The following is an 11,728-nucleotide window of genomic DNA, read 5'->3' as shown; positions in this document are numbered from 1 at the left end:
CATCTTCTTTCATTTTTAATCTACCCCGCGCACCCTATTAATGCGCTCTTAACGAGCCGGTGCACGCAAATGGAGCAGTCATGAGCGAACCTTTGATCATCCAACCTTCCGGCACAGTCGATGCCTGCGTCATCTGGCTGCATGGGCTGGGTGCCGACCGTTATGACTTTTTGCCGGTTGCCGAAGCGCTGCAGGCGTCGCTGACCACTGCCCGCTTCGTCCTGCCTCAGGCACCGACACGCGCCGTGACCGTCAACGGCGGCTATGAAATGCCGAGCTGGTATGACATCAAAGCCATGAGTTCCGAGGCCCGCGCCATTGATCATGACCAGATGGAAGCCTCGGCGCTGCAGGTGATCAGCCTGATCGAGCAACAGCGCGACAGCGGTATCGATCCGGCGCGGATCTTTCTGGCAGGCTTTTCCCAGGGTGGCGCGGTGGTTCTGCACGTCGGCTATCGACGCTGGCAGGGCCCACTGGGCGGCCTGCTCGCGCTGTCCACTTATGCACCGACATTCAACAAGGATATGACCCTGTCTGCCAGCCAGCAGCGTATTCCGGCGTATTGCCTGCACGGCCAGCACGACGAAGTGGTCCATTATCCGATGGGCCGGGCCGTTTACGACCATCTCAAGGCTCAGGGTGTAACCGTTGACTGGCAAGAGTACCCAATGGGGCATCAAGTGTTACCGCAGGAAATCCACGACATCGGCGTCTGGCTGGCTGAAAAGCTCCGCTGAAGGGGTCTGTAACCCCTGTCACAGAGCGCTTTTGTAGCTCGCCACGGATGGCACTACGCCGAGCACGGTTCTTGCTTTACACTGCTCGGCGTACATTCCTTAATCAATTGATGAGATGACCGTGCTCAAAGCACTTAAAAAGATGTTCGGTAAAAGCGAGGCTGAGCAGCACGCGCCTGGCCCGACAGCCTTCCTCCCCGCCTCTCCCGCGCCGGCCATCGGCGACCAACCGGATCATGCTGCCCAGCCCCAGGTGCTGGATATTGCCAGCGAGCCCGCCATAGCCCCGGCACCCCGCGCCGACAATCCAAAAGCCGAGCGCCCGCGCCGTGAGCGCGCAGCCAAACCGCCCGCGCCACTATGGAACCTCGAAGATTTCGCCGTGGAGCCACAGGAAGGCAAGACCCGCTTCCATGACTTCAACCTGGCCCCCGAACTGATGCACGCGATTCAGGACCTTGGTTTTCCCTATTGCACGCCGATCCAGGCGGGTGTGCTGGGTTTCACCCTCAAGGGCAAGGACGCCATCGGCCGCGCCCAGACAGGCACCGGCAAGACCGCTGCGTTCCTGATCTCGATCATCGAGCAACTGACCCAGACACCGCCGCCGGCAGAGCGCTACATGGGCGAACCCCGCGCACTGATCATCGCGCCGACCCGCGAACTGGTGGTGCAGATCGCCAAGGACGCCGCCGACCTGACCAAATACACCAACCTCAACGTCATGACGTTTGTCGGTGGCATGGACTTCGACAAACAGCTCAAGCAGCTTGAAGCGCGGCACTGTGACATTCTGGTCGCCACGCCGGGTCGCCTGCTGGACTTCAACCAGCGCGGCGAAGTGCACCTGGACATGGTAGAGGTGATGGTGCTCGATGAAGCCGACCGCATGCTCGACATGGGCTTCATCCCGCAGGTCCGGCAGATCATTCGCCAGACCCCGCACAAGGGCGAACGCCAGACCCTGCTGTTCTCCGCGACCTTCACCGAAGACGTGATGAACCTTGCCAAGCAGTGGACGACCGATCCTTCCATCGTCGAGATCGAATCCTTGAATGTCGCCAGCGACAACGTCGAACAGCATATCTATGCCGTTGCCGGTGCCGACAAATACAAGTTGCTCTACAACCTGGTCACCGACAACGGCTGGGAACGGGTCATGGTCTTTGCCAACCGCAAGGATGAAGTGCGCCGCATCGAAGAGCGTCTGGTACGCGATGGCGTCAACGCCGCGCAACTGTCAGGCGATGTGCCGCAGCACAAGCGCATCAAGACCCTTGAAGGTTTCCGCGAAGGCAAGATCCGCGTACTGGTCGCCACCGATGTGGCCGGTCGCGGGATTCACATCGACGGCATCAGCCACGTGATCAACTTCACCCTGCCGGAAGTTCCGGACGACTACGTGCACCGCATCGGCCGTACCGGTCGCGCAGGGGCCGATGGCGTCTCGATCAGCTTCGCCGGGGAAGACGACTCCTACCAGTTGCCCGCCATCGAAGAGAAGCTGGGCCGCAAGATCAGCTGTGAAACACCGCCGACTCATCTGCTCAGAGCAGTCGTGCGACAAACCAACTGATCGATCCAGCCAACAAAAAAGCGCAGCCTTTTACGGGGCTGCGCTTTTTTTGTGCCTGTCAGACATCGACAGTGTGAGGGTCAGTCACTGCCGTACTTCGGCGAACGCGGGCCGTACAGCAAACCCGCCGGCCGACCCGCTGTAAGCAGTCGGTTGCTGGCTATCCCGGCAATGGGGTCACCGGCATCGGTAGCGCTGTTGATGATCTGCTTGACCGCTGCGGTGATCAGCATGCCCACCAGACCGCCGCCGCTATTGTTGCCTCCCTCTTCACTGGAAGCGGAAGCGGCGCCTGTCCACAACGCAGTTCCGGTGCGCAGATCAACCAGTTTTGCCGTGACCGTCACGACGGTCTGGCTGCTGATGACCACGTAACTGGTGCCGTATTGCTTGACCGTGATGTACAGCGCGGCATCGGCGCCGAAGATCTCGCGCAGCTTGGCAGGCGATGTGGCCTGAATATCGTTGGCGTTGGTCAGACCGTTGTTGCGAAACGTCTCGTCAACCAGCGCCACCGGCAACACGTAGTAACCTGACTCGGCCAGCGGATAGGTCACCTGCGCGAAGGTGCTGTACGTCGCTTTGACGTCAGGCGATTCGTTGACCGGCGGCAGCACCAGAATCGAACGCGGCTTGCTTTCCTTGAAGGCCGAGTAGTCCACCGTCGGCGGCGGAGTAACGCAACCCGACAACAGGGCGACGGCAAACAGGCTGACAGCCACTTTCAGATAAGCGAGGTTCATTTGGCGACTCCTGCGTGGGCGTTCTTGAGCAGGAAGTCCATGTAGGTGGCCGACTCGGGAAACAGTGCTTTTTCCGTGCGCAACTCCTGAACCATCTGGTCATCCTTGCCCAGGCCGCCGTAGAGCATGCCCAACTGAGCGTGGTAGCCCGGTGGCGGCGTTGCGTTGGCAGAGCGGATTTTCTGCAGGTCTTCTTCAAGTTTGGCGACCTGGACTTCTTTGGGTTCGCCTTTGAAATACTCATACACTTCGGGCTGATAACTGCCCCACTGGTACAGGGTTTTCGGCTGCGGAGCGCAACCCGTGACGCAGACGCCTGCCACCAGCAACATTGCGGCACTGCGCAACGAACTATTATTCATGTTCATGAACACCACAAATTCCCTTTTAAAACATCAGTTGGCAGTTGGTTTCCAGGCACCGCTATCGAGCGCACGCACCATGTTGTTGACGGCTTCGCGCATGGCCAGGTCCAGAACCTTGCCGTTGAGTGTCGAGTCATAACTGGCGGTGCCACCAAAGCCGATGACTTCCCGGTTGGAAAGCTCGTACTCGCCCGCACCCTGAGTGGAGTACACCACTTCCGAGGTGCTGATATTGACGATGTTCAGCGCGACTTTTGCGTAGGCAATCTGCGATTTGCCACGGCCCAGCAGACCGAACAGTTGCTGATCGCCGACTTCCTTGCGACCAAACTCGGTCACATCGCCAGTCACCACGTAATCAGCGCCTTTCAGGCGCTGGGCGGTGGATTTGATGGAGGCTTCCTGCTTGATTTCCTCCATGTTGTCGCGGTCCAGCACACTGAACCGGTTGGTCTGCTGCATGTGGGTGATCAGGATGGTCTTGGCCTGACCACCAAGCCGATCCACACCATCGGAAAAGATCCCGCGCATGTAACTGGAGCGGTTATCGAACTTGCCGACCGCCACCGGATAACGCTTGCCGGCATAAGCCACACCAGCACTTTCAACCTTTGCCACAGGCAGCGCCCGCGAGCTTTCCGTTGCACAACCAGCCATCAGCACTAACGCCGCTGTTGTCATCCCTGAAACCAAAAACTGCTGAAGTTTCTTCACATTCTGCTCCGAACGTTGACGAAAACCTGCCCGCAACGTGGCGGCCGCAAGGGCAATCACGCTCGGACAGTTATTGAATAAGTTGGCCGAAGCCGATGAGACGCCGTTTCCGGGCCGGCATGATAGCCCGAAGCCATCCCTTTGTACCAAGAAGATACAAATAGACGATACAAACAGCGAGAGACCACGCGTTCAGGAAAAACGCATGGACGCAGCTACCGGCTACCAGCGCCGGGCGGCTGCCTGATCGCTATCGCGACCCTCGACCCACTGCGGCCCCTGAGAAGTATTTTCCTTCTTCCAGAACGGCGCACGGGTCTTGAGGTAGTCCATGACGAAATCGCAGGCCTCGAACGCCGCCTGCCGATGAGCGCTGGCAACGCCCACAAACACGATAGGCTCACCCGGCTCGAGCGCGCCCACCCGATGCAACACGTCGAGCCTGAGCAACGGCCAGCGCTGCTCGGCTTCTTCAACAATCTTCGCCAAGGCCTTTTCGGTCATGCCCGGGTAATGCTCCAGAAACATGCCCGATACCTCGCGCCCTTCGTTGAAGTCACGCACGTAACCGACAAAACTCACCACCGCACCGATGCCCAGGTTGGCAGCGTGCAGCGCGTTGACTTCAGTGCCGGGATCGAATGCTGCTGCTTGCACACGAATCGTCATGCTCAGCCTCCGGTCACAGGCGGAAAGAACGCGACTTCGTCGCCATCAAGCAGGGGTTCGTCAAGCTTACAGAGCTCCTGATTGCGCGCACACATCAGGTTCTGTTCGGCCAGAACCTGCCACGCTTCGCCACGTTGCAACAGATGCTGACGCAACACCTCCAGCGTGACGAACTCGCCTTCGACAGACTCGCTGTCTATGCCCAACGTTTCGCGATAACGGGCAAAGTACTGGACCTCAATCTTCATGGGGCAACCTGCGCATCATCTGCAATGAAATGACCGCTCTTGCCGCCAAGCTTCTCCAGCAGGCGAACCGACTCGATAACCATGCCGCGATCCACTGCCTTACACATGTCGTAAATAGTCAGCGCCGCAATACTGGCCGCCGTCAGGGCTTCCATCTCAACGCCGGTTTGCCCGGACAGTTTGCAGCTTGCCGTGATGCGCACTGCGTTGTCGCCCTCGGCAGCCAGGTGAACCTTGATGCTGGTCAGCATCAGCGGATGGCACAGCGGAATCAGATCGCTGGTTTTCTTGGCGGCCTGAATACCGGCAATGCGCGCGACAGCAAACACATCTCCTTTGGGATGGCCACCGCTGACAATCATTTGCAGCGTGGCGGGCAACATCCGCACCAACGCTTCAGCCACAGCCTCACGGGACGTCACGGCTTTATCAGTGACGTCGACCATATTGGCGCGACCCTGGGAATCGAGATGAGTGAGCACAACGTTACTCCTTGGCAGATGCAAGAAGTGTAGAGGGTGGGGCAGATACAAGCTATAAGCCATGAGCTGCAAGCGAGGGCCTTCATACACCGAAGTTCCCCGCTTGTAGCTTGCAGCTAACCGCTTGAAGCTGCTTTTCAGCTAAAGATGACTCTCTGCGTATTCGGCCAGAATGGAGCGTGGCACGCCTTGCAGGGTGAGGTGCACGCCGTTCGGGAAGTCTTTGAAGCGCTCCGTCAGGTAGGTCAGACCAGAACTGGTGGCTGACAGATAAGGGGTGTCGATCTGCGCCAGGTTGCCCAGGCAGACCACTTTGGAACCGGCACCGGCACGGGTGATGATGGTTTTCATCTGGTGCGGGGTCAGGTTCTGGCATTCATCGATCAGAATCAGGCTTTGCTGGAAGCTGCGACCTCGAATGTAGTTAAGGGATTTGAACTGCAATGGCACTTTGCTGAGGATGTAATCGACACTGCCGTGAGTGTTTTCATCATCCATGTGCAGGGCTTCGAGGTTATCGGTGATCGCGCCAAGCCACGGCTCCATCTTTTCCGCCTCGGTGCCGGGCAGAAAGCCGATTTCCTGATCCAGCCCCTGAACGCTGCGGGTCGCGATGATGCGACGGTAGCGTTTGGTGACCATGGTCTGCTCGATGGCAGCGGCCAGCGCCAGGATGGTTTTACCCGAGCCCGCAGGCCCCGACAGGTTGACCAGATGAATATCCGGGTCGAGCAAGGCGAACAATGCCAGGCCCTGATAGATATCCCGCGGCTTCAAGCCCCAGGCTTCCTGATGCAGCAAGGGCTCCTGATGCATGTCGAGGATCAGCAACTCGTCGTTCTTGACGCCCTTGATCCAGCCCACAAAACCTTGTTCGTCGACAATGAACTCGTTGATATGGACGGCCGGAAGCATTTCATTGAGTTGAACGCGGTGCCAGGTACGGCCACGCTCCTGGCGGGTATCGACCTTGTTGACGCGGTCCCAGAACGAGCCGGTCATGTCATGGTAGCCACGCGACAGCAGTGAAACGTCGTCCACCAGCTGGTCGGTACTGTAATCCTCGGCGTCGATGCCACAGGCACGCGCCTTAAGGCGCATGTTGATGTCTTTGGTCACCAGTACGACGCTCAAGTCCTTGTTGCGCGCGTGCAGGTCGATCAATTGGTTGATGATGATGTTGTCGTTCAAGTGCTCGGGCAGCAGGCTGTTGGGTTCCTCGCGCTTGCTCATCAGAATGGACAGGAAACCTTTGAACACACCAGTCCCGCGATCAATAGGCACGCCCTTTTCGACTTCTTCGGGGCTGGCTTCTCCCAGAGTCTTGTCGATCAGACGGATGGCCTGACGGCATTCGGCGGCCACCGAATGTTTACCGGCCTTGAGTTTGTCCAGTTCCTCCAGAACCGTCATGGGAATGGCGACATGGTGTTCTTCGAAATTCAACAACGCGTTTGGATCGTGAATCAGTACGTTGGTATCGAGCACGTAAAGGATTGGCTGGTTGGTGGAAGGGGTGCGTCCGTGATCATCCATACTCGCTCACCTTTGTAGATGCCAGGCGACGCAGAACCACGACAGTGCTGCGCCACGAAAAGGCCGCCGGATTCTTCCCTTCAGGCAGGGGAGATATGTCGCTCAAGGTGGGTCTTGGAAGACGCCACCTGTGTTGCAGGTTTCGGCGGTCTGTATTCGTAATACAGCAAAAGGGATGACAGAAAAAAGTGCTTTGATGGTTTTTTGAGGTTTATTTCACAGGGTGACGAATAGGACTTGGCGGACGTAGCCGGCACGTTTAAAGTCGGAAGTCCGCCCACGCCGAATCTGCCTTCATTCCCCCTCCGGCGTAGCCTCCTCATTGCTCTCGAAGCCTTGTTCCACGGGCGCTTCAGAGATATTTCGGCAATCTTCCCAGATCAACTCGCTTTGCGCAGTGTTGGCCAGCAGCAGTGGCAGCGCAGACTGCGCCTTGTTGGCCACGTCGTGAAACGCCACCGTGCCTTTGCGCCAGAGCAGCATGAGGGTCAGCACCCGGTCCTGGATTTGCTCTGCCGTGAGCCGTCCGTTGTCGTCCTCGGCATCGATGTTCCACAGCGACACGCGCAAATGCTGGGCGCGGAAGAAATCACCGCTGTCAGCACGTCGATGACCGTAAGGGGGACGAAACAGCGGCACGAAATTATCCGCCAGTACATGCTGAACCAGCGCCGCGCTGCGTTGCACCGAATCCTGCCAGTCCAGCCACTGGCTGTGCGAACGATACTCCCAGCCCTGAATGCCGACACACTGCTGGCGGTACAACGCCTGCAGGTTTGCCACCGAGGTGCTGTCCAGACGCTCCTGAAGGCTTTTGCCCAGCACAAAGAACGTGGCGGTCATCTTTTGCTGACGCATGAAATCGGCCAGCCAGTCAGTGCCGCCGTCGGCCGGGCTGGGCCCGCTTTCGAAGTTGAGCATGAAGGTGCGATCGGGCATCTCGTCGCCGCTCATCTCATCGGAGTTGTAACGCTCGATCTCGCTGCTGGTCTGCGGGAACAGTGCCGCCATGAACAGCAGTTCGTTCAAGTAGCGCTGATGAAACACCGCGCTGGGCCTGGCCCAACCGGCGTAGAAGGAGTCGTTCGACACCTGGTACTCATCGGCACGCTGGCGCAACTGCTCCATGTCCTCGACCAGCACGCAGAAATTGGCGTCCTCCTCGCAGCTTTTTTGGGCGTTCTGGTAGTTTTCCAGCAAGCGCAGCCACAGGCGATGACGGACCACGTTCAATGACGGCACATTGACGAAACGCAGGCCGAGGCGCTGCTTGAGCCCCTCCTCGCCCAGTTTCTCACTGAGCGACAGTTCATGGGCGAAGGCAAGGATCTCCGCACGCGACGCCACGTCGAACAAGGCCGGCGTTTCAAGGCGCTCAGGCCATACGCTGCGGTCGATGGTGGCGATGACCGGCGCTGCCGCCTGGGCCTGAAGCCAGAACAGACCTGCACACACTGCTAAAACAATACGCAAACCCGATGCCCTCTCGATCAACCATGAACGTCATGACCAGCGCGCCACTATAGCTGATATGCGCCGGCCTTCTTATGTCGGCCCGCATACAAAGCCTGACATCAAAGCGCTGAGGCCTCTATCGCCACCATAGCTGGAGTCGAGGGCCATCAGCCCCTAGAATCCCCGGACGATCAAAGGAGACGACTTCATGCTGATGGTGATTTCCCCAGCGAAAACCCTCGATTTCGAGACGCCGCCCACCACCGCGCGCTTCACCCGGCCCCAGTACCTGGATCACTCCCAGGAACTGATCACCCAGTTGCGGGAGCTGACCCCGGCGCAGATCAGCGAGCTGATGCACCTTTCCGATAAACTGGCCGGGCTCAATGCCGCGCGCTTCGGCAGTTGGGACCCGGCGTTCACGCTCGACAATGCCAAGCAGGCATTACTGGCGTTCAAGGGCGATGTCTACACCGGCCTGCAAGCAGAAACCCTCAGCGACGCACAACTCGACTACGCCCAGGACCATTTGCGCATGCTGTCCGGCCTCTACGGGCTGTTGCGCCCGCTGGACCTGATGCAACCTTATCGCCTGGAAATGGGCACCCGACTGGCCAACGCCCGCGGCAAGGACCTTTATGCGTTCTGGGGCACCCGAATCAGCGAATGGCTGAACGAGGCGCTAGCCGATCAGGGCGATGACCTGCTGCTCAACCTTGCCTCTACCGAGTACTTCTCGGCCGTCAAACGTTCGGCGCTCAAGGCGCGAATCATCGACACCGAGTTCAAGGACTTGAAAAACGGGCACTACAAGATCATCAGCTTCTATGCGAAAAAGGCACGCGGCATGATGAGCCGCTTCGTCATCGAAGAGCGCATCAACAGTCCCGAAGCGTTAAAGCAGTTCGATGTACAGGGCTACCGTTACAACAGCGAGCAGTCAACGCCTGACAAGTTAGTGTTTCTGCGTAACTCAGCTGAAGATTGACGCTGTAATCGTCGTGTAACGCACCGCTGTTACACGACGCCCCCTCCGATCCGCCCCCAAATGACAACTTAGTGACGTCAGATAAACGTCAACTTGCCGACGACTCGTTCACGTCGATTTTTTTCATGAAAAAAAATCCATCTTTTTAAGTAGTGGCCTTTTGGCTATTTGCTGTAGTAGCACTTTCATATCCACCCGGCTTTTATCCCCGCACACTAAGGCTTTTAAGAAACAGGCCATTATTTTGCAACTGCCATTGTCACAAACTGGATACACCGATTTTCTCAAATCAGGACGAGCGGCCCGGAACTAAATGCGAATTTGTACGCTCCTACATCCCGTAACAATTCTGGGCGAATGTGTAAGCGATCACTTACACGCAGAACAGGAAACGGGAAGTTACCAACCGCTAAGCCGGGTCCACGGGATTCGGAGGTCTGGTACAGGATTAAACTCACATCACTAGTTGATGTTGTAGACAGACGAAGCACCGGCCAGGTGCGACGTGCAGGACTCGAGCAAAGGCAGCAATGGCTCTGGCCAGAGGCTTTCCGACCGAGGTCCGCCGTCAATCGTCAGACAGGAGTAGTTTACTGCATCCAAGGAGAGCAGGGCCCTGCCCACCGGACAGGTCACTTGCCGCTTGCACTTAGTGTCATTTGAGTTCGCCTCGCTTGTTTGGGCACTCACTCATTCAATATGCCTGCGTTAGTTCTACGGTTCTGTTAGCCGTGACAACTGACGCGTGACATCTGCTGGCCAAAATTAATATCCAGCCACTTTATGGCGTGAAAATCTAGGAGAATGATGATGCGTATCAGCATATTTGGTTTGGGTTATGTCGGTGCAGTCTGTGCCGGTTGCCTCTCTGCCCGCGGCCACGACGTAGTGGGTGTGGACATCTCCAGCACCAAGATCGACCTGATCAACAATGGCAAGTCGCCTATCGTTGAACCGGGCCTGGAAGAGCTGCTGCAAAAAGGTCTGGCCACCGGCAAACTGCGCGGCACTACCGACTTCGCCGAAGCCATTCGCGCCACTGACCTGTCGATGATCTGCGTGGGTACGCCAAGCAAGAAGAACGGCGACCTGGAACTGGACTACATCGAATCAGTGTGCCGTGAAATCGGTTATGTCCTGCGTGACAAGAACACTCGCCACACTATCGTGGTTCGCAGCACCGTACTGCCTGGCACCGTCGCCAACGTGGTTATCCCGATCCTGGAAGACTGCTCCGGCAAGAAAGCCGGCGTTGACTTCGGCGTTGCCGTAAACCCAGAGTTCCTGCGTGAAAGTACCGCAATCAAAGACTACGACCTGCCGCCAATGACCGTGATCGGCGAGTTCGACAAGGCCTCGGGTGACGTTCTGCAATCGCTGTACGAAGAACTTGACGCACCGATCATCCGCAAGGACATCGCCGTTGCCGAAATGATCAAGTACACCTGCAACGTGTGGCACGCCACCAAAGTGACCTTCGCCAACGAAATCGGCAACATTGCCAAAGCAGTCGGCGTTGATGGCCGTGAAGTGATGGACGTGGTCTGCCAGGACAAGGCATTGAACCTGTCCCAGTACTACATGCGCCCAGGCTTCGCCTTCGGCGGTTCGTGCCTGCCTAAAGACGTCCGCGCCCTGACCTACCGCGCCGGTAGCCTGGATGTCGACGCACCGCTGCTCAACTCGCTGATGCGCAGCAACACCTCGCAAGTGCAGAACGCTTTCGACATGGTTGCCAGCTACGACACCCGCAAGGTTGCACTGCTGGGTCTGAGCTTCAAGGCCGGCACCGACGATCTGCGTGAAAGCCCGCTGGTAGAGCTGGCTGAAATGCTGATCGGCAAGGGCTTCGACCTGAGCATTTTCGACAGCAACGTCGAATACGCCCGTGTTCACGGTGCCAACAAGGACTACATCGAATCGAAGATTCCGCACGTTTCCTCGCTGCTCAATTCCGACTTCGATCAGGTCATCAACGACTCCGACGTGATCATCCTTGGCAACCGCGACGAGCGTTTCCGCTCCCTCGCCAACAAGACGCCTGAAGGCAAGCGCGTTATCGACCTGGTGGGCTTCATGACCAATGCCACCACCGAAGACGGTCGTGCCGAAGGTATCTGCTGGTAAATCAGCCGCAAGCCACAAGCGCCAGGCTCCAGGCCACCAAGCTCAAACAATGAGCTTGCAGCCTGGGGCTTGAGGCTCGCAACTG

General features: G+C 57.9%; 12 protein-coding genes. 4 read left to right on the top strand and 8 right to left on the bottom strand.

Features of this window, described 5'->3' with window-relative positions; all coding sequences use genetic code 11:
* Window positions 1-80 precede the first annotated feature (80 nt).
* The gene (locus PSPTO_RS06620) at window positions 81-740 is read left to right on the top strand and encodes an alpha/beta hydrolase (protein ID WP_007244032.1); all 660 of its coding nucleotides are present in this window, start codon (window positions 81-83) and stop codon (window positions 738-740) included.
* A 115-nt stretch (window positions 741-855) separates the two neighbouring features.
* Window positions 856-2,316 (top strand): ATP-dependent RNA helicase RhlB, encoded by a 1,461-nt coding sequence (gene rhlB / locus PSPTO_RS06615; protein ID WP_046463295.1) that lies wholly within the window; start codon window positions 856-858, stop codon window positions 2,314-2,316.
* An 80-nt stretch (window positions 2,317-2,396) separates the two neighbouring features.
* On the opposite strand, the gene PSPTO_RS06610 is transcribed toward rhlB, so the two are convergent.
* The 8 genes from PSPTO_RS06610 to PSPTO_RS06575 all read right to left on the bottom strand — a co-directional run bounded on the left by PSPTO_RS06610 (window position 2,397) and on the right by PSPTO_RS06575 (window position 8,546).
* Entirely contained in the window at window positions 2,397-3,059 is a 663-nt protein-coding gene (locus PSPTO_RS06610) for a DUF799 domain-containing protein (RefSeq protein WP_011103486.1), read from the bottom strand.
* On the bottom strand, window positions 3,056-3,427 hold the full coding sequence (locus PSPTO_RS06605; RefSeq protein WP_005764124.1) for a DUF4810 domain-containing protein: 372 nt from the start codon (window positions 3,425-3,427) through the stop codon (window positions 3,056-3,058). The genes PSPTO_RS06610 and PSPTO_RS06605 overlap by 4 nt, the downstream gene beginning before the upstream one ends.
* A 27-nt stretch (window positions 3,428-3,454) precedes the next feature.
* On the bottom strand, window positions 3,455-4,105 hold the full coding sequence (locus PSPTO_RS06600) for a CsgG/HfaB family protein (protein WP_161797762.1): 651 nt from the start codon (window positions 4,103-4,105) through the stop codon (window positions 3,455-3,457).
* 255 nt (window positions 4,106-4,360) lie between these two features.
* Window positions 4,361-4,807, bottom strand: coding sequence for a molybdopterin synthase catalytic subunit MoaE (gene moaE, locus PSPTO_RS06595; RefSeq protein ID WP_005736458.1), 447 nt, complete (start codon window positions 4,805-4,807; stop codon window positions 4,361-4,363).
* Between the two features lie 2 nt (window positions 4,808-4,809).
* Window positions 4,810-5,055, bottom strand: coding sequence for a molybdopterin converting factor subunit 1 (gene moaD, locus PSPTO_RS06590; protein WP_005764130.1), 246 nt, complete (start codon window positions 5,053-5,055; stop codon window positions 4,810-4,812).
* Window positions 5,052-5,537 (bottom strand): cyclic pyranopterin monophosphate synthase MoaC, encoded by a 486-nt coding sequence (gene moaC, locus PSPTO_RS06585; protein ID WP_005764132.1) that lies wholly within the window; start codon window positions 5,535-5,537, stop codon window positions 5,052-5,054. Before moaC ends, moaD begins: the two co-directional genes overlap by 4 nt.
* A gap of 141 nt (window positions 5,538-5,678) precedes the next feature.
* Window positions 5,679-7,073, bottom strand: coding sequence for a PhoH family protein (locus PSPTO_RS06580; RefSeq protein ID WP_003376021.1), 1,395 nt, complete (start codon window positions 7,071-7,073; stop codon window positions 5,679-5,681).
* A 294-nt stretch (window positions 7,074-7,367) separates the two neighbouring features.
* On the bottom strand, window positions 7,368-8,546 hold the full coding sequence (locus PSPTO_RS06575; protein WP_046463297.1) for a polysaccharide deacetylase family protein: 1,179 nt from the start codon (window positions 8,544-8,546) through the stop codon (window positions 7,368-7,370).
* 190 nt (window positions 8,547-8,736) lie between these two features.
* Between PSPTO_RS06575 and yaaA the strand changes: the two genes are divergently transcribed.
* Both yaaA and PSPTO_RS06565 read left to right on the top strand, forming a co-directional pair.
* Window positions 8,737-9,516, top strand: coding sequence for a peroxide stress protein YaaA (gene yaaA / locus PSPTO_RS06570; protein WP_005764136.1), 780 nt, complete (start codon window positions 8,737-8,739; stop codon window positions 9,514-9,516).
* 810 nt (window positions 9,517-10,326) lie between these two features.
* Window positions 10,327-11,643 (top strand): nucleotide sugar dehydrogenase, encoded by a 1,317-nt coding sequence (locus PSPTO_RS06565; protein WP_005764140.1) that lies wholly within the window; start codon window positions 10,327-10,329, stop codon window positions 11,641-11,643.
* The last annotated feature ends 85 nt before the right edge of the window (window positions 11,644-11,728 follow it).

The organism is Pseudomonas syringae pv. tomato str. DC3000, from assembly GCF_000007805.1.
Taxonomy (GTDB): domain Bacteria; phylum Pseudomonadota; class Gammaproteobacteria; order Pseudomonadales; family Pseudomonadaceae; genus Aquipseudomonas; species Aquipseudomonas avellanae.
Note: the sequence above shows the minus strand (reverse complement) of the source record. Positions and strands in the feature narration are given on the sequence as shown.

Coding starts and splice junctions, on each gene's coding strand:
- PSPTO_RS06565 (WP_005764140.1), top strand. CDS start 10,327: ATGCGTATCAGCATATTTGGTTTGGGTTATGTCGGTGCAGTCTGTGCC.
- yaaA (WP_005764136.1), top strand. CDS start 8,737: ATGCTGATGGTGATTTCCCCAGCGAAAACCCTCGATTTCGAGACGCCG.
- PSPTO_RS06620 (WP_007244032.1), top strand. CDS start 81: ATGAGCGAACCTTTGATCATCCAACCTTCCGGCACAGTCGATGCCTGC.
- rhlB (WP_046463295.1), top strand. CDS start 856: ATGACCGTGCTCAAAGCACTTAAAAAGATGTTCGGTAAAAGCGAGGCT.
- PSPTO_RS06610 (WP_011103486.1), bottom strand. CDS start 3,059: ATGAACCTCGCTTATCTGAAAGTGGCTGTCAGCCTGTTTGCCGTCGCC.
- PSPTO_RS06605 (WP_005764124.1), bottom strand. CDS start 3,427: ATGAACATGAATAATAGTTCGTTGCGCAGTGCCGCAATGTTGCTGGTG.
- PSPTO_RS06600 (WP_161797762.1), bottom strand. CDS start 4,105: ATGACAACAGCGGCGTTAGTGCTGATGGCTGGTTGTGCAACGGAAAGC.
- PSPTO_RS06580 (WP_003376021.1), bottom strand. CDS start 7,073: ATGGATGATCACGGACGCACCCCTTCCACCAACCAGCCAATCCTTTAC.
- moaD (WP_005764130.1), bottom strand. CDS start 5,055: ATGAAGATTGAGGTCCAGTACTTTGCCCGTTATCGCGAAACGTTGGGC.
- moaE (WP_005736458.1), bottom strand. CDS start 4,807: ATGACGATTCGTGTGCAAGCAGCAGCATTCGATCCCGGCACTGAAGTC.